The 21,086-nt window shown below is 26.7% G+C and carries 4 protein-coding genes, 4 tRNA genes and 1 pseudogene; 2 read left to right on the top strand and 7 right to left on the bottom strand.

Annotated elements, in window-relative coordinates:
- Window positions 1–1,315: 1,315 nt before the first annotated feature.
- Together mrcA and nfuA are read left to right on the top strand one after the other, a co-directional pair.
- Window positions 1,316–3,869 (top strand): annotated as a pseudogene (mrcA, locus tag FVIR_RS00125) (peptidoglycan glycosyltransferase/peptidoglycan DD-transpeptidase MrcA).
- A 1,255-nt stretch (window positions 3,870–5,124) separates the two neighbouring features.
- Window positions 5,125–5,700, top strand: a complete 576-nt coding sequence (gene nfuA, locus FVIR_RS00120) for a Fe-S biogenesis protein NfuA (RefSeq protein ID WP_067497361.1) — start codon at window positions 5,125–5,127, stop codon at window positions 5,698–5,700.
- Window positions 5,701–6,008: 308 nt separating this feature from the next.
- Here the strand turns inward: nfuA and asd are convergent, their stop codons facing one another.
- From asd to der, 7 genes are all read right to left on the bottom strand, one after another.
- Window positions 6,009–7,115, bottom strand: coding sequence for an aspartate-semialdehyde dehydrogenase (gene asd / locus FVIR_RS00115; protein ID WP_067497358.1), 1,107 nt, complete (start codon window positions 7,113–7,115; stop codon window positions 6,009–6,011).
- Window positions 7,116–9,967: 2,852 nt separating this feature from the next.
- Window positions 9,968–12,136, bottom strand: a complete 2,169-nt coding sequence (uvrD, locus tag FVIR_RS00110) for a DNA helicase II (protein WP_067497356.1) — start codon at window positions 12,134–12,136, stop codon at window positions 9,968–9,970.
- A gap of 5,250 nt (window positions 12,137–17,386) precedes the next feature.
- A tRNA-Pro gene (locus tag FVIR_RS00105) sits at window positions 17,387–17,460 on the bottom strand.
- Between the two features lie 81 nt (window positions 17,461–17,541).
- Window positions 17,542–17,625 (bottom strand) — tRNA-Leu (locus FVIR_RS00100).
- Window positions 17,626–17,636: 11 nt separating this feature from the next.
- Window positions 17,637–17,712 (bottom strand) — tRNA-His (locus tag FVIR_RS00095).
- Window positions 17,713–17,775: 63 nt separating this feature from the next.
- Window positions 17,776–17,849 (bottom strand) — tRNA-Arg (locus FVIR_RS00090).
- A gap of 1,856 nt (window positions 17,850–19,705) precedes the next feature.
- Entirely contained in the window at window positions 19,706–21,085 is a 1,380-nt protein-coding gene (der, locus tag FVIR_RS00085; RefSeq protein WP_070097233.1) for a ribosome biogenesis GTPase Der, read from the bottom strand.
- Window position 21,086 lies beyond the last annotated feature (1 nt).

Raw genomic sequence — 21,086 nt, 5'->3', positions numbered from 1 at the left:
TTTGTTGATAGTAACATCGCCATGCTTATAAAATAAGCGACGAGATTTAAATTAAAAATTTCATAAAACGCTTTTTAAAGAATGAAAATATTCCAATACTACCGGGTAGTTTAGCAATAGATTTAATTAACGCTTATACCGTAAGTAATAATACTAGTATCATTACTTATATAATACTTAAATAAAAATAATGATTAACTAATAAGTTTTTATTTTAAATAAAATTACTGGTAGTACAAAATTGATAATACAATATATAAATTTTATCATGTGTCCATTTTTGATGGAAGTTTTGATAGTCTACGAATATAGGTATCTCTATTTATAGAGATAGCCCTATAAAATTAGATATAATGGCATTTCTGTAGTTGTTAGTTATTAACTTATTAACTATATATAAACATCAAATTAAAATCCGAGTTAGTTCAAACGTTCGTTATGCTATTATGAACAGATTATAGGTTATTGTATATGTATTATTTGCTATATTTTCCAACATAGATTTTGACTACTAAAAATCTTCTTTTACAGTTACTTAAAAGTTAATTATTACTACTATAATACTATTTATAACATACTCTATAAAAGCCACTAATAACAAAGTGGAATAGTTCGTGATGTTTAAACCTATCTTTACCTATTATTATCTTTCTTTTTTTAAAACTAATTTGAAATAAAATATATATCCTTAAAACATAATATCAAAAAAATTAACATCTAAAGTCTAGGATAATTTTGAATTTTAGAAATAGTATTAACATTGCTTCATGGATGATTCGACAGTGATTTGAACATTTTTCTGTTTGTTCAATCAAGTCAAATTTTTTTCTGATAGAAAATCAATATTTTTACCAGGAATATAAAAATAATTCTCAATATTGATAACTAAAATATAACGATTAAACTACCTATTTAATGTGATAACCATTATTAATATACTGATGATAAACGACGTCGAGAATATTTGAGATAGAATATAGACAGATCGTTAACTAAATTAGGAAAATTAGACAAAAAGTATTAATAATTTTTAATGCTAATAGCAACAGTATCTCGATAATAACTATTATATAGTAATTAATTAATTAATTTACTACTATAAATACATAAAATAACCATTAAATGAAATAGTACAATACATTATTATCATATGATGATAATAATGCATATAAAGTATCAAGTTCTTTTTCTATAACTGATCTACCGATAATAAAAACTATGATTTTTGAGGTTTAAATAACTTATTTAATAATAAAGTTAATCTTTTGTATTAGTGTTTTTAAACTATCTAAATGACAAAAATAGAAATCTTTAGGTGAAGTTTATTAAATATTTATGTATCCTTTTAGTATATTTTATTTTATTTGGAACCGAATCGATATATGGCATGTATTATTACATTATGCCTTACTTGCTCAATGTATCAACACTGAAGGACATCCAATTACAAAATCCAATGCAGATTTTTTCAGCAAATGGTGAGCTTATCGCTCAGTATGGTGAAAAACGTCGTATTCCTCTCCGGTTTAATCAGATACCATTAGAACTAGTTCATGCTTTTATTGCCATCGAAGATGGTCGATTTTACGAGCATCATGGTATAGATCCTGTAGGAATTTTAAGAGCAATTTCTGTTGCTTTAATTTCTGGCTATGTTTCTCAAGGTGCAAGTACTGTTACTCAACAGTTAGCCCGAAATTTTTTCCTTAGCCCAGAAAGAATACTTATTCAAAAAATTAAAGAAGTTTTTTTTAGCTGTTCTGATCGAAAAATTGTTAACAAAAATGAAATTTTAGAGCTTTACTTAAATAAAATATACCTAGGCTATCACGCATATGGTGTAGGTGCAGCAGCACAGGTTTATTTTGGAAAGCATATTAGCCAGCTCACGTTAAACGAAATTGTTATGATTGCTGGGTTGCCAAAAGCCCCTTCTACTTTTAATCCACTCTATTCTCCTAAACGAGCATTAACACGGCGCAATACCGTACTAGCACGTATGCGAAATGAAAAATATATTACTCAAGATAAATACGAAAAAGCACAAAATATGAGGTTAGTAGCTTATTATCGCGCATTAGAAAATAATTTTTCCGCACCTTATATAGCAGAAATGGTACGACAAGATATGATCAAACGCTACGGAAAAGATACTTATACCAGAAGTTTTAAGGTGTATAAAACTATTTTTACTAAACCGCTACAACAAGCAGCACAGAATATAGTTCGTAATAATATATTATCTTATGATATACGTCATGGTTATCGTGGTCCGAGCAGTGTATTTTTGGAATCAGGAGAATTACCATGGGATACACAACATATTTGTAATAGATTAAAATCTATACCAGCTTATGGTCCATTACATGTAGCAGTAATTACTGAAACTAGCGTCGACTACACGGTAGCTATGATGGTTCATGGTAGTAGCGTATCATTATTATTAGCAGGTATGCTTTGGGCTCGGCCGTTCAAAAGCGATACAAAGCAGGGTCAGATACCAAAAAAAGTCACTGATTTCCTTCAGATTAGACAAAAAATTTGGGTGAGTAAAACAGATAATGGTTAGTCGCTCTCTCAAGTACCTGATGTTAATTCAGCGTTAGTTTCGTTGGATCCGAGAGATGGTGCAGTAAAAGCTTTAGTTGGTAATTTTGATTTTAATCAAAGCAAATTCAATCGTATCACTCAAGCTTTTCTTCAAGTAGATTTTAATATCAAGCCGTTCTTATATGCTTCCGTATTGGATAAAGGCTTAACGCTTTCAACTATTCTTAATGATGCTCCTATTTCCCTTTGGGATTATGGTAACAATATCGACTGGCGCCCCTGTAATTCACTACCAAGTTATGCTGGTCTGATTCGTTTACGAAAGGGTTTTAGCAATCGAAAAACGTAGTAATGGTTCGCGCTATACGCGCGATAAGAGTGGATTATGCCGCAAAATATCTGAAACATTTTGGTTTTCCAGAGAAAAATATTATTCATACTAGAATCTCTAGCGTTAAAATCTGTATCTTTTACTCCATTGAAACTGGTTCGGAGTTATGCAGTGTTGACTAATGGCAGTTATCTTATCGATCCATATCTTATTATTAAAATTACCGATAATAATGATTAAGTTCTATTTACCGCTAAACCTAAAGTAGTATTCAGTAGCTGTAATCTACCGATTATCTATAGCAATAGATTGAAATCTAATAACAGTTTTTAAAAAAATGACTATGTTTTGCCAAACTGGAACTAAAAATTCTATGATCATACCGCAATTAAAATACATGTTACCAGAACAAATTATAACAGATAGTAAAAACATTTATGCTCTTCACGTGATTATTACACCGTTGTCGTTTTTAATGCGCGACGCTTTAAATAGCAATATTTTTTGGAGAATATGGCTGGATAGATACTGGTTGGCGCGCTCTCACGAGATTTAAATTATCGTGATATCGGTGATAAAATTAGAACTACAAACGACTCTAAAGATGCCTGGTTCTTCCGGTTATGGACCTGGCATTATCACTACGGTGTGGATAGGATTTGATGATTACCGTCAGAATTTAGGAAGAAGTACAAACTCTGGTGTTATTAGTGATCAAATTTCAGGTATTGAAAGCGGCGCTAAAAGCGTCCAGCCTATCTGGGATGAATACATGAAGGTTACACTAGAAAGCATCTCTGAAGAAAAATAGGATCCACCATCAGGAATCGTTACTCTTACTCTTAATAAGAGTAGTGGTAAGTTATCTAATGGTGATAATAATAGTCGATTGGAATATTTTATCGAAGGTACTCAACCAAAAGATAAAGTGGTAAATAAAATTAGTATGACATTAATAGAAAACGGTCAGAAACAAGAATTATTTTAACGACTTGGTTATTTAAAGATATTATGTCTACATCTATATTGTTAATTATAAATAGATTTATTATTTCTTCGAAAATTAGCTATAAATAAGAGAACTTTTTAGTTATTTATAATAGATGTTACTTTATTTATATACACTTATTTTTTTGAAAAAACAATGAGATACAGCTTGTCTGTTTTATTATCATTAATACAATTCTATTGACATTTCATACTGTTATAGTTCTTTATATAAAATCACTTCAATTTATATGATATGTTAAGTATTTAAGACTAGAAATTATCATTAGATACTAATTATAATTTTTGAATTTATAAAATAAAAATAAGGTAAAATTTACCTAATTATAATAATATACTTATTTAATATTAGAAAATCAGAAAAGATAAAGTAATTTTATTATATGCTATATTTTTATTAGTTAAAAATCTTTATCGATTATTAGCATTAAAATAAATCTATTCACTTTCTGCTTTCTGCTTTCTGCTTTCTTCAGTATAACTGAATTTCTTATTAAGTGAAAACGGTTTTAAAATTCATATTAAACAGAGAAGAAGTAAATATTATATACATTTTATTAAAAATAAAATAAGACATGCTCAGTAATAGAGATCAATTTATCTGTTATTAATGCTGTATACATAATACCATGTTATCCAAATATTCAAATAAGTATAATAGTACTATATTAAGCCGATTTAACAATTTTCGCAAGTCATCATAATTCAACAGTATTAATATATTAATATAATCTCATTTAATATAGCTAGATATATTAGTATTGTACTATTCAAGTAGTGCTTATCTTGATATTATTATACTTTTCAAGCGTTTTCATATTAAATAATTATATTATATAGATGAAATCCTAGAGTAATTTTATGTATACTACTTATAGTAGTTCTTGTTATTCTTAAAGTTAAGTAATATTACTTAACAAGTTTTTATGTTTATTATTTAATAATATAGAATTTGTAAATAAAATAAGTTATAGCTTAAATTCTAACGTACTGTTTATTGCTATCCTTGACAAATTTAAAAGTTTTTTCGCGATTATTAATATAATCTTATTACGTTTTTATTCTTCGCTGATATATTAATTAAATTAATAACACTAGAAGATAGTATAATTAATATATATAATAAAAGCTTTAAAGATTAACTTTATATTGTTTTAATATCTGTTATTCTTTATAGTGAAATATAAAAGTATGCGGACTATATAAAATAATTTTTTAAATTATTGAGTGAATTTATGATTTTTATTACTAATCTTGCTAAGGAATATATTGCCAAATTATTATCTAATCAGAAACCTGGTACACAGATTCGTATTTGCGTTATTAATCCTGGCACACCTAATGCAGAATGCTGTATCTTGTATTGCTCGCCAGATTCTGTGGAATTTAATGACATAGAATTAAAATTCGGTAATATCTCTGTCTATATAGATGAATTTTCTTTTCCATATTTACAGGATATGGAAATTGATTTTGTTACGGATAAACTTAGTTCACAACTAACACTCAAAGCACCTAACGCCAAAATACATAAAGTAAGCAATAGTGCACCACTTATTGAACGTGTAGAATATTTTATAAAATCTCAAATTAACCCAACTTTAGCCAGTCATAGCGGAAAGGTAGAACTAATAGAAATTACAAACGATATGCTTGCTATTTTGCAGTTTAGCGGTAGATGTAATGGTTGTTCAATGAGAGATTATACTCTCAAAGAAGGAATTGAAAAAGAATTACTGAAAAATTTTCCTGAATTAAATGGCGTATTTGATATCACTGAACATCAGCATGGTAATCACTCTTACTATTAATACTTAATAGGTATAAAATATGCTACGTATATATAATGAATAAACATCTACATATGTATTCAAATAAGTTAAATTATTCTTAATAAACTTCTGTTAAATAAACAAATCTATTAGTAATAAATATAATATAAAAAATTAATCAATGATCTTTATTTTATTTTTTATTTTCTATAACAGGACAGATAATAGACTGCTTTCTTTCTTTTCTTAAGCCTTCAAGAAATTGATAATATTAAATATTGATAACACTAAATGAAAATAATACTACAATTAAAAATAGCGCACATAAATTAATAGTTTGAAGTGATTTAATATAATAGTTGACGTAGCATACGGCGAAGAGGCTCAGCAGCACCCCATAATAACTGGTCGCCGACACTAAAAGCTGAAAGATACTTCGGACCCATATTTAGTTTCCGTAAGCGACCAACTGGAGTTTTCAGCGTACCAGTTACTGCTATTGGTGTCAATTCTTGCATTGATAATTCACGATCGTTAGGTATTACTGTTACCCAATCATTATGGATAGTAATCAATTGTTCAATTTCCGCCAATGGAATATCTTTTTTTAACTTTAATGTAAATGCCTGACCATGACAACGCAAAGCACCTACGCGCACGCAAAGCCCATCTACTAATATTGGTTGGCAAGTACCAAGGATTTTATTAGTTTCAGCTTGACCTTTCCATTCTTCACGACTTTGACCATTTTCCATTTGCTTATCAATCCAAGGGATAAGACTACCGGCTAACGGTACGCTAAAATTATTTATTGGCAAAGTACAACTTCGAGCTAATTCAGTAACTCGATGCTCGATATCTAAAATATCTGAAGTTGAATCTTTCAATAGTTGAGCTACTGCGCCATGCAATTGCCCCATCTGCATTAGAAGTTCTCGCATATGGCGAGCACCAGCACCAGACGCTGCCTGATAGCTAGCTACTGAGACCCATTCTACTAAATTCTGAGTAAATAGACCACCTAGAGACATCAGCATCAAGCTTACAGTACAATTACCACCGACAAAAGTTTTGATCCCAGAATCTAATCCTCTCTGTATTACAGTTTGATTAACAGGATCTAGAATAATAATTGCGTCTTCACGCATACGTAGCGAAGATGCTGCATCAATCCAATAGCCTTGCCAGCCGATTTTACGCAACTGAGGGTAAATTTCATCAGTAAAATTGCTTCCTTGACAGGTTACAATAATCTCTAATGTACTAAGTACTGCTAGATTTCGTGCATCTTGCAGTACACTATGCTGACCATTTACCATCGGAGCTGGTTGACCATACTGAGAAGTAGAAAAAAATATTGGATTGATATTATCAAAATCACACTCTTCGATCATACGTCTCATTAACACCGAACCAACCATGCCACGCCAGCCAATAAAACCAACATTTTTCATTTTTTAACTTTCCTACTGTAAAAAGGAACAAATTATTATAAATACTTTTATTATAAAAAGCCAACAAAATACACCTATTTTATAACATATAAAATAGGTGAAATACTGAAAGTAAAATTATTCGATTTTTAAAGCTATTATCAGAAATGATGTTTATTTTTTCTTTCTATTTTAGAATAGAAGCATTAATAATTTATCTATTTGTTTTTTATAAATAGACTTAAATAAGTAACTTACTAAGTTTACCTTGCTTATTAAATATCTTAATTAAAATATAGTGTATTATCATTATTTAAAAAATAATAATAGCGCTGTTATTAACAGCTAGTTTTCACTTCTTTTTCTCACATATTTTATTTTTCATAGTTTTACTTGTTGAAACAATATCTCTCTGAGAATATTATGTTTTTCTATATCGCTTTTTTGTTACAATATTTTAATTTATTTAAAGGCTATACTATTTCTCCAATACTTAAAAGCATTTAAGCATAATTTTTTATAACATTAGTAACAGTATTCACTAATTTATTCATAGTAAATATCGGTTTGGGATTAGATTATTTGTTGCTTATATAAAAACTCTGATACTATAATAGTAAGATTAATTAAGTGAAAGTTTTTATAAAAGCTTTATTAATTTAATTATGCTATTATAGTTAGTATTTAGTATTCTAGATTTTTTGTAAATTGAGTATATTATATACTCAATTTTAACATAAAGTATAAAACCTGAATCAGGAATTACTAATTCCTTTTTTTTAAAATAGATTTTTTCTATATTACAAATTATAAATCGTCATGTTAAAAATACTTTTTTAAATTTGAATATAGAGTGTTTTCATATCTGCATAACAGATGGCTTTTCTGATATCACAATTTTATAAAAATGCATTAAATTAGTTAAGTAAAAGAATCGTTTAATTGTATTAGAAAAGTGTCTCTATACTAGTAATTAGTATCATATATAAAGTTATAAAATAGTACTTAATTTATCCGAATGATATAATATCATGAGTAGAATGCAATGCGTTTTATCCGTATAAGATTTTTATCCGAAGTACTTAATATAGTATAAATAATAATTTATTAGTCTAACCGAAATTACTGATAATTGAAATATTATTCAGAAATCCAATTTTTCTATTGTTTATGCCAGATTATTTTAGCTTAAATATCTTATTTAATTTTATTTTTATAACAAATACGCAGAATTATTTATAGCTAAAATTATGCAAATTATATCAATATTTATTGATTATCAAACTTATCATAATGTATAAATTTATGATGGTTATCATTATTTTCTATAAGTTATATATGAAGAATTTAGATTCGTGAAATAAAATCTAAGCGCCTATTAGATTAAAAGAAAAACCTAATATCTAAAATTATGCAGTGTTTTTAACCTAGAAAATCGTAATTTACATCTAGATAATGAAAAAGTTATGGTTCATAAGTAAGTCTTTCGAAAAGACAACGATGCTTCGATAGTAAATTAATATCATTACGAACATTTAAAATAAAATTTACCTATAAAAATCATTTCTTTAAATTTAAAACTTTAACTAAAATTCTAAATTTAATTAGAAAGTCACTTTTGTCTTTTTTTCTGTTATTTTATAAATCGTAGCTATTATTATCTATTTATTAAAATTTATAATATAGAAATAAAAAGATAGTTTTTACTAACTGGTAAAATATAAAGAAATTATTATACTATTATTTCAGAGTAAAAATATTTTATATCATAAAGCTTATTATAAATCTTTCATTATAAAACCTATCTAATAGCAAAGAAAACTCTGGTAAACTATCTATTTAAGATCAAATAATAAAAATTTCATAATAGAAATAAATACTCTAAATCTAGAATAGAATTATATTAACTGACCATTATTATCGTTACTTTCATTAATAATACATAGAGTTAATTTTGTATTTGAAATATAAAATTAATATTAGAATAACTAAAAAATAATTAGCAGAATTATGTCTAGATAGCTAAATACTATCTAAATTAAGCATAAATTATAAAGTTTATATCATAGTCTAAAACAACTAAAATCAACAAAGGGAAAATAACTAAGATTACTGAAAATATTTTGATATTAAAATTTTGTTTGATATTAATAAAGCTTATTATTAATAATAACTCATTCCTAATTATATTAGGAGATGTTTTTATAAAATAAGAATCTATACGATATAGAAATGAGTTGATATTATATAAGAATCTCTAGAACTATTTAGTTGTCCCTAACAAATATACTTTATTTTCTTGATATCTAATAGATAAAATTTAGTTCTTTAAGTTATATTATTAATCTTAATAAGCATAGAATTATGTTATAATGATTATTATTCTAATATATATTTAGAATAATTAAATCTAATGTCTATAAATTACTATAAATATTTTATTTTATTATCTAGATTTTTATTTTAATTATTATTTAAATATGAATGCTCATTTTATATAATCGAAATACTGACTGTTCAGTCTCGAGCAGAGAGTAATTAAGAACACGTACATGTACTTTTATTTTTACGGTAATAAACAGCAACGCATTAGATTATAGGAACATAGATATTAAGTTTCAGATTATCAAAGATTTTATTTTGTACTTATACTTGATAAGTAGATAGCTAAAAATTACTTAGACAACTAACGTTATAATTAGCTCAACTAGTAAATTTACTTGATAAAAATTATTGAATTAATATTTAAACGGATTATATCCAAATAGTAATTATCTTTTATATAAGAATTATTTATATCTTTATCAAGATATAAATAATTTATTAAGAAAATTGTTTATCCATTTTCTATATATATAATAATCTACATTAGATCAAACGATTTCTAAGCGAGCATAAGCTGTAACCAACCATTTTACACCTTCTCTTTGAAAAAAGATTTTCAGACGACTATGTTCGCCACTGCCTTCCAAATTAATAACTGTACCTTCACCAAATTTCGGATGACGTACCCTTTGACCAAGAGAAAAACAACTATTACTTTCACCTAAGAAAGTACTAATAGGTTTTTGTCTGACCGGACGAGCTATGCAGGAACGTAGTCGTACTTCTTCTAAGCACGATAAAGGCAATTCGCTAACAAAACGAGACGGTAGGTGATAAGCTTCTTTTTTTCCATATAACCGTCGAGTCTCTGAATAAGTAATTGTTAGCTTGTTCATTGCGCGAGTAATACCAACATACGCTAAACGTCGCTCTTCTTCTAAACGTCTACCTTCATCTAATGACATTTGGCTAGGAAACATGCCTTCTTCCATACCGACAATGAATACTTGAGGGAATTCTAGACCTTTAGCAGAATGCAGCGTCATTAATTGTACTGCGTCTTGGTAAGAGTCAGTTTTACCCTCACTAGCTTCTAGAGTAGCGTAAGATAGAAATGCTTGTAATGGTAAAAAATCATGATCTTCATTATTATTATAGTTAAATTGGCGAGTAGCAATAATAAGTTCTTTTAAGTTCTCGATACGTATCTGGCCTTTTTCACCTATTTCTTGCTTATACATATTCCAAAGACCTGAGTTTTTGATTACTCGATCGGTTTGCACGTGTAATGGCAACTCTGCTATTTCTTTTGTTAGCGAATTAATTAACCACAAAAACGACTTTAGTGCAGTTTCAGCACGATTGGTTAATATGTGTTCTTCAATTAGAATAAGACTAGACTGCCATAACGTTAATTTCCGGTCTTTTGCTATCTGACGAACGAGATCTAAGGTTCGATCACCAAGACCACGCACTGGCGTATTGATGATCCGTTCATAAGCAGCGTCATCATTATTGTTAGCAATAAGACGTAAATAGGCTAACGTATCTTTAATTTCCTGACGTTCAAAAAAACGAGTGCCGCTATAAATCTGATAAGGTAACTTCATTTGTATTAGCACTTCTTCTAAGACACGAGACTGAGCGTTACTACGATACAAAATAGCGCAGTCTTTAAGAGCTATACCTATCTTATGATTTTTCTTTATACGATTTGCTACGAATCTTGCCTCATCTAATTCGTTAGAAGCACAGTAAAGGGTAATTTTTTCACCTTTAGCACTCTTTGTCCAAAGATTTTTACCAAGACGACCGCCATTATTAGCGATAAGAGCATTAGCTGCTTGCAAAATATTTTTGCTTGAACGATAGTTTTGCTCTAGTCGAATACGGTGTGCATCAGGAAAATCCTTTAGAAAACGTTTAATATTTTCTACCTTCGCTCCGCGCCAGCCATAAATCGACTGGTCATCATCACCAACAATCATCAGGTTGCCGTGATTACCAGTTAACATACGGATCCAGGCATATTGAATTTGATTGGTATCTTGAAATTCATCTACAAGGATATTGGCAAAACGTTCTCGGTATTGTTGTAAAATATACGGCTTGTTAAGCCAAAGCTCGTAGGCACGTAGAAGAAGTTCAGAAAAATCTACTAGCCCTGCACGATCGCAAGTTTCCTGATAAACTTGATAGATATGTTGCCAATTTTTTTCAATCGGATTACCGAAAGTTTCTATATATTGCGGACGTAAACCTTGATCTTTTTTATTATTAATGTAAAATATCGCTTGGTGTGGTGACCACTGCTTTTCATCAAGATTCATAGTTCGAATAAGGCGTTTTAACAAGCGTAATTGATCCTCGTTATCGAGGATCTGAAAATCTTGTGGTAAGAAAACATCTTGATAATGAGCACGAAGCAAGCGATAGGCAAGTCCATGGAAGGTTCCGATCCACATACCAACCTGACTAGTATCTACTAGATTTTCGATACGGTGTCGCATCTCTGTTGCCGCTTTATTAGTAAAAGTTACCGCCATTACTGAATAAGGCGAGCAATTTTCTACTGCAAGAAGCCAAGCAATTCGGTATACTAATACTCGTGTTTTTCCGCTTCCTGCGCCAGCTAGTACTAATAAATTGCCACGCGGTGCCTCTACAGCTTCTCGTTGCCTGTCGTTTAGTTTATTGAGAAAGTTAGAAGCGTCCATAGTTTACCTAAAATGTAATATTTATCAATATCGCTGATAAAATTAACCTCGTGATTATTGATCTAGTAAACCATATCTCTAATAAAAAGTATTAATAAAAATTTATTTTTATAATAGTTACAATGTAAAAGTAATTTTTAGTACTACATTTAGCTTCACCTCTTTTAGAAGATACATATCTTGATATGATGTTAGCTCAATTGTTATAGTTAGTATAAAGTATAATTAAAATTACTCGATAAACTCTTAGGTCTTAAGAGATAAGTAATATTGACAATTGTTAGAAATAGCTAGTTTGTATTTGATAACCGATAGTTCTTTTTTTAAAGAACTACTATAGTAGTATAGATTTAGTATATTTAATAAAAGTACTTTAATTAATTTAACGTATAAACATATAGAATATTATCAATATTATTAATTAATACATAAAGTAATTAAAAGATGATAAATATATTGGTTTTTCCTATTTATCTTATTAAGACTGAATATTTCAGTATTAATAAGATAAATAGTAAAATTAAAGTGATTAGATTTGAGTGGTATTCAAATTGTTGTGACTATAGATCCTATGAACTATATGAAAACCATTAATTAAACCTGATATGTATTTAATAAATAACATAGTTTATTAATATAAATAAAGATTAATAATCTTTATTTATATTATATTCGAAGATTTTTTTTTAAAATTTCACATGGAATATAATACCTGCTATTTATAATAAACATTACATTATTAGATGTAATAGCGCCAATTAACAATTGTGTTAACCAGGTAATAGTAGTAGGATAAATTCCAGTTTTTTCTTATTTTCCTTTATCTAACTTTATCTGTATCTATATTATTTTAAATATGCTAGCCATAGAAAAGAAAAGAACAGAAAAACTACATACTAGATTTTCATATAGTACATCAGTTTTCATCAATTAGTTTAAAACGTTTCGTTATATAAAAATTAACAGTACTAAATTAGCATAATTTTATCTCTAAAGATATAGTTTATAAGCTATTAAATATATTTAATTAATCTCTAGCTAATTTTAACGCTAGATCATATAATAAAAAGTTTATCTATAATTAAAAGAGAGATTTTTATATTAACTATAATCGGCTGACTAAATATTCTAGTACTCTAGTAATAGAGTAGCTAATCATTATAATAACATTGTCTTAATCCAATTATAAACATGCTGTTTATCGATAATAAATAAGTATTAGTACTTCAAGAGAGCACTTATCTACTAGATAGTATACTATAATAAATTTAACGTAAATATTTATGAGGCATAAAGAGTTAAAAATATTAATTTTACTAAAATAAGAGTTATTTAGTCAAGGTAATAGATCTGAATAGTTTATTTCTGCTTACATATAGCTTTAATATAATTTTTTTATTTTCAAAAGCTATACTAAATATGGATGTATTAATGTTTTAACCACTATTCTAGCAGTCACAGGTAGATAAATACTGAACGTGATCACTACCATCTACTTTACAATTCAGTATTATAAATAAAAATTAGTTGCATAAGTATGCATTATAGAAATTATTTATTATCCAACGTTTATATTTTATCTACATACTCGCTAGTGCACTTCATAGATGAATAAACCTATTACAAATACAGCTTTACTACTATCATATGTAGTGATTCATCTAATCTTTACCAACTAATAGCAGTCTATTACCAATAAGTTCCACTTGTATCTACTCTTATAACTTACCTTAGGAGATTTTAACATCGACTGTGAAAACTTATACTACTGCTATAAATTTTCCTTAATCACGTTTATAAATTTGGAAACAAATATACCTATATCTTAATACTTAAATAAATTCATATTATTTTTTGAAAAAGATTCATAGTTCTCTTATACTGATCAAAACGTAATAACAGGAAGATAATACATACTATGTATAGCGATTATATATAGATACTATATCATAAAATATGGTCTTCTTTTTTGTAAAAGATATATTTAACCTTAACCATTATAAAAATAGCATTTCTTGTGCATTAAAATCTATCTCACTTATATTGACGTTTACTAAATTATTTTCTACAACAGCTAATATTATGTATATCTTTTTTAGTAAAAGGTATTATTTTATTTATCTATGCTCTTTATTCGAATAAAACGAGCAAATAGATTATATCAGTAACGTATTGTATTATTTCATTGCTATAAATGCTAAAATATGATAGCTTAAATTCAGATTAAGGTTAGAAATCTGATTATGTTGCTATTAATTAATTAAAAATTTTACAGCAATTCTGATTAGATAAGAATTAAATTATGTTGGTAAAAGCAAATATCTTATATCTTAGTAATAATTTATATTATTACTAAGATATATATTTAAAATAACTGTACACCTTATTTTGTGAATAACTAATAGTAACGTATTGCTATATCTATCGATATAGAATAATAGCATTTAATGCTTCTACTCACTTCTATTCATTTTATCCGGTAGTAAAATAAAGGGAGTCTTTTAGGCCATAGCTAAAGTAGCAGCAATATTAATTTTAATGCTTTAAAAAACATAATTTTTCTTTTATTTCAGTTATTACCTATCATTTATCTATCTTAGTTTTTATAATTATTATTTGAAAAAATAATATCAATTATTACTAACAAGTTACACACTAAAACAGCAAGATTAGTAGAAGTTACTCTATAATATATAAATTAGCTATTACATATATTTTATCTTAGTTAAGATACTCTATTTTTAGATATTGACTGAAATCGAATATTAGTTTTTAATTGCTTTTCTAATAAAAATAAATTTCCACGAAATTATAAATACTAAAACTGTTGTCATCGACAATATTCTAAAAAAGAACTAGATAATATCTTCGCTAGTAAATTTATCCAGATAGATAGCTCGTATAGCTTATTATTAGATACTGCGATATATAATTATATTTTGTTTTCTAATTTCTTTATTAAAATAATAAGGCGTTTAAAAAATAAATCTTTTCTATTACTTGAACTGCTTTGAACCACACTGAATTTTATTAAACACTAGCATAAATATAAATCGATATATTTAGAAACTATCTTTTAATTGAATATGAATAAGCTTAAATCAATAATATTACCTATAACAGCATATTTATTCGCTTTTCCGGTAGGAAAATATCTTGATTTATTTTCAAATAAAAATTTCAATAATTCTATTATTACTTATTTTCCTTTAAAATAAAAATTTTATATTTTATTCCATGAATTGTATAAAATAATTAATTTTACCTAAAAAGTGATTTTATTGCTAGTTAAAATTAAATGCATTCAATTTATTAAAATAAAATATGCTATTTTATTTTTATGTATTTATATAGAAATATAGATTAATATTAGATAAAGTTATAATAAATTCAATGAAATATATGTATTAATAAGAGGTATTTACTTTAAATTATTTTAAAATCTATATATAGTTTCAGATTAGTATACCGAAATACTAAAAATTAGTACTAATACTGAAATTATTTAAGCTGATAAATTAAATAAAATTATGATAAATTTGCATCTTTGTACACTGCTTAACTAAACAATATTTGCATTTCAGTTGAATGCGTTTCTCCTAATTAAATTAGTACTGATAATATACTTAAATATCGAGATCAGAATTAGTATTCTGTCCGATTAAAGAAGTACTTTTCATAGAAAACGTAAATGGTTAATTATTCGCTGTTGTTTATTATTACTAGTTAATTAGCTTATTGGATAATATCATCAAACTAGATTGCTGATTTTCATCAGAAGTATAAAAAATGATATGTAGCATATAGTGCTTTATAAATAACCAGGAAGTGTTAGATCATAGAAATACAATAAGGTTAAATAGATTATATATTCACGTTGAAATCCAGCTTCATAGTAATCAATACAGGATTTTTGGTAAATAATATTAAATAAATTAATAAATAATAGTTATTTAAGATATTCTTTACCTAATTTTTATTAGGTATAAGATATATATAGTAGATTACTACAATATTACTTATGTTTAAAGGGGATAAGATTAGCATAATTAGGATAAAAATTATTTATCAAGGATATTATAAAAAATTTTATATAGTATTCTATCGATGTTATTGTTTTATTCGACAAAGGTATTATTATTTTTCTTAACTAAGCTAAAGTTTTATATATTATTTGAGTATTATGAATAATATAATACTTTTATTATTCTACTATAATAATTAATATATTAAATTTATATCGGAATACTAATTAGTTATGTTCTGTCTTATTTAATCGTAAATAATTTTCACAGCAATAAATATTATAATCTCAGAGATATAAAAACTCAATCGTAGTAACTTAATTCACTAATTTAGTTATAAAAGGTCAAAACAGTCAGATCTAAATGATTTTATCATACTATAATATGATTCGTTTAAATATCATACTAATTAGATAATATTAATATTATTGAGTTAATAAAGTATTAGTGTATTACTAAATTGACATGTTTCATCTCCAATATCTCTTTTAAAAATCGAGATATAAGTGTTCACTTATATGATAACATTAAATAAATATGATTTTTATCTACGTATCCTATTAAGATATACTTTATAACACTACTGTTACTCTTAGTGATAATTTCTTCTTTAGTGATTTGATATTAAGTTCTACATTTCTTATAAATTTAAAAAAATTTTCTGTTCAATAATAGTAAATCAAGCTATGAGCTTTAAACTCATAGTAAATCTAAAAAACACAAGGCTAGTAACTATAATACCTTAACTTTTTTTTAAAAGGGGATAAAATTTAACGCAGAACTAGCATAAAGATAAAAAGAACTCCAATCTGGAAGACTTATAAAATAAATTGATGGTAATTAAGTAAGAACAACGCTCTAGCATCTATATATCATCTCGATCATAAATAGAACTAAAATGTAATTACTATTGGAACACTTTTGAAATTCACTTTGCCAATCTATAGTATAGATAAAGGATTTTATTCTGATTTTCTATGATGCTACTATCTAAATAAATAATTATGCTCTTTGATAGAAAGTAAAATTACATGGAGTAATAATATATTCCAACACGTTAATTTAAAATTTAACGATCTTGCTAGTCTAAAGACTAGAAAGAAAAGTAATAAAAAACTAACCTATAATATTATAGGATTTTTATAAAAAACAAAATTTATAATCGTTTGCTATCTATTTTAGAAAATTTTAAAAACTGTTAATAACAAACGGTTTTATGAAAAAATCGGCGAGAGAGGATTTGAACCTCCGACCCACTGGTCCCAAACCAGTTGCGCTACCAAGCTGCGCCACTCGCCGAAATATATATTTATACAATCCATTATAAGAACAACTCATACTGGATTTCAAAAAAAGATAGTGTTGAAATCAAGAATTTTGTGCGAAGAGAGGGAATTGAACCCTCATGTCTATTAAGACACTAACACCTGAAGCTAGCGCGTCTACCAATTCCGCCATCTTCGCATAATCACTAATGGGGTGATTGATGGGACTCGAACCCACGACAACTGGAATCACAATCCAGGGCTCTACCAACTGAGCTACAATCACCATTACTAATTATTTATTGCAATTTAATACTAAATTTAATTCATTTTTTTTAAAATATAATATTGCACCCGACAGGATTCGAACCTGAGACCTCTGCCTCCGGAGAGCAGCGCTCTATCCAACTGAGCTACGGGCACTATAATAAAAATTATAGTTTTTATTTTATAGATTTAAACATCGGACGTCTAGTAATTTTTTAAAGAAATAATTCGTTTTATTATTATTTATTTATTCATATCAATAAGATTTTTCAATCGATACAGAATCATAGCATATGATAATCTAAAGAACATAAAATTTCTTAAGTTCCTATAAGCGAGAAAAGTATCTTAATAAATAGAAAAATTACTTCAGGAAAGCACAAAAATAGTGAGAATATAAATTCTGTTAATTCGAATATATTCCACTAGAATTAATTCTTTTACAAAAAATAATAACATCCTTACTAAGCGATTAAGTAGATATTCTAATGCAGATGAGATTATATTTCATTTTATAATACTATATTATATAATAATCTATAATATATACATATGTTCTTTCTGAACGTAAATATTAGTTATTTCATAAATTTGCTGCTTTAAGATAACTTATCTCAGCATAACTATATTCATGATAATGATATATCAAGCATATCATTTATGCTATTAGTGCATTTTATTCTATTCTATTGGATAGAATTTAATTATTATATCTCTATTATAGTTTTTTGTTTTTCGATATTAATTAATACAAATATATTAATTTTAAACTTTCTATATAAAATATTAAAATAAATAATTGATAAGGTCTCTTTATTATTAATACCTAATATAAATAAATCTTTAAATTAATATTAAATATTATATTATTCATAATCTTTTCTATTAGAGCTAGATTTTTTAGCATAATATTGTAGTAATCTAATATGATGATATTATTGATGATATTATATTTGAATAATTCCTTTATTTTTAAAAATAGTGTAAATACAATTTAATACAATTAAATTATGAATAAGGTTGTAATATCACTGATCTTCAATACTTTCTTGTTACTTTATTAGTAAAGTAATTTACTATTTTTCATAAAAATAGTGCTTATTATATCATAATTATCGAAGGAAATAAAGATATAAAATAATATACAATTAGCATTAATTTATAAAGATTAATATATCTATAGTTTTGTAGATAGTAAATAGCTGACTAATAGATTATTAATCTCTATAAGAGCCATAGTACTACCATCAAAGTAGCAGATAACATTAAAAAACGAAAATCGTATAAGATTTTTTTTTAAAAAAATAATCAATATCTAATCTAATGTTAATAAATATTTTTTATCTTTCAGAGTAAAGCAGTATTAAATATATTATTTTATATAATACTAATTATTCCTATATTATAATAACCTAATAAAATTAGTTTTTGTCTAAATGAAAAGTATCCATAATTGGATTATCAAGTTATATATTCAGATATTCTTCTGATCTAAAAATAGAAAAACCAGTATTACGCTAATATGCATATTAGCGTAATACTGCCTAAAATAACAACTTTTCAATAATGATTTATTCCTTATAGGAATATTTATTGATAATAATTATTAATATTCTACTACTAAAGTAATAGTAGAATATACACAATATCTTATCTTACTAACTTAGTGATATTTAGCTTAATGTTAAGATAGAAAATCTAAAAACCTTTTAAATGTACAGCAATGAAATTTAATAACAAGTGATGTATATCTAATTATTTTAAAAATCTGATTAATTATCTCTGATAATAACGGTTTTTTAAAAAACAACTATTCAATAATAAAGAATACTCTTATAGAGATGTGGATAATCATAAGGATAATTGCTATTACACTGATAATATAATAAGTAATATTGTTTTTATTTTAGTAAACTTGTTAGCAAATTTTATAGTTTAATATTTAATTATAGTTATTTATTTTTATTATAAATCGTTTTGTGTTTACGTATTTGAGTTAATATTAAGGTATTTCAACGCTTAGAAAATGAACTTTCAGTCTCGTTGAAACGGATACGAATCGGTGTACCTATGATTTCTAGCGAGTGTTGAAAATAGTTTATTAGATAGCGTTTATAGGTTTCTGGTAAATCTTTTACCAGTTTACCATGGATTACTATGGTTGGAGGGTTATAGCCACCAGAATGAGCATATTTTAATTTTATATGTCGCCCGCGTACTAATGGTAACTGATGTTTGTCTACCGCCATATGCATAATGCGCGTAAGTAGTGCTGCATTTATCCGTTTAGTTGCGCATTGATATGCTTCATTTACCGATTTAAAGAGATTTCCGATACCATTACCATGTAATGCTGAGATAAAATGGATACGAACAAAATTGATAAACGTAAGACGATGATACAAGGCTTCTTTCATTTTTTTACGCGTTTCATTTGAAAGAGCATCCCATTTATTGATCGCAATAACTAGTGAGCGGCCACTTTTAAGAATAAAACCTAGTAGTGATAAATCTTCGTTAGAAATATCTTCACAGGCATTGATGAGGAGTAATACAACATTAGCATCTTTAATAGCTTGAAATGTTTTTATAACGGAAAATTTTTCTATAGTTTCCTTAACTCTGCCGCGCTTTCGTACACCGACAGTATCTATCAGAATGTATTCTTTCTCATCACGCATTTTTTGAATATATATACTATCCCGGGTACTACCAGGTAGATCATAGACAATTACACGTTCTTCACCAAGAACATGGTTAATTAACGTAGATTTACCTACATTTGGACGTCCTACGATCGCAAGTTTTATAGGTAAAGATTGATAATTAAGATTCTGATTTTTCTCTTTTAGTGAAAGTAATTCAGTTTCTTTTTTTTCCTTTATTACCATAAAATCATTATTAATCAGTAACAGAAAAACTTTCTCTAACATACTATTAATACCACGCCCATGCGAAGCAGAAATAGGAATTATTTCTTTTATGCCTAAGGAATAAAAATCTCCTACCGCACTATCAATATTAATCCCGTCAGTTTTATTGACGATAATAATTATAATTTTATCCCGATTGCGTAAATTTTTAGCAATAACTTCATCATCTGCTATTAATCCAGTTCTTCCATCTACCATAAACAATATAATATCAGCTTCTTCAATTGCTACTAACGATTGACTAATTATGTGAGTTTCTATTTCTCCTTTATTATTATTAATACCACCAGTATCAATAACAATAAATTCATAACCATCCCATTTAGCATATCCATATTTTCGATCGCGCGTCAACCCACAAAAATCTCCTACTAATGCATCACGAGTTTTTGTTAGTTGATTAAAAAGAGTGGATTTTCCTACATTTTGTCGCCCAATAATTGCGATAATAGGTATCATT

Origin of the sequence: Candidatus Gullanella endobia, from assembly GCF_900048035.1 — a bacterium.
Taxonomy (GTDB): Bacteria; Pseudomonadota; Gammaproteobacteria; order Enterobacterales; family Enterobacteriaceae; genus Gullanella; species Gullanella endobia.
Note: the sequence above shows the minus strand (reverse complement) of the source record. Positions and strands in the feature narration are given on the sequence as shown.

Bases quoted from the DNA above. Each gene is read 5' to 3' on its own strand.
- nfuA (WP_067497361.1), top strand. From the start codon at position 5,125: ATGATTTTTATTACTAATCTTGCTAAGGAATATATTGCCAAATTATTA.
- asd (WP_067497358.1), bottom strand. From the start codon at position 7,115: ATGAAAAATGTTGGTTTTATTGGCTGGCGTGGCATGGTTGGTTCGGTG.
- uvrD (WP_067497356.1), bottom strand. From the start codon at position 12,136: ATGGACGCTTCTAACTTTCTCAATAAACTAAACGACAGGCAACGAGAA.
- der (WP_070097233.1), bottom strand. From the start codon at position 21,085: ATGATACCTATTATCGCAATTATTGGGCGACAAAATGTAGGAAAATCC.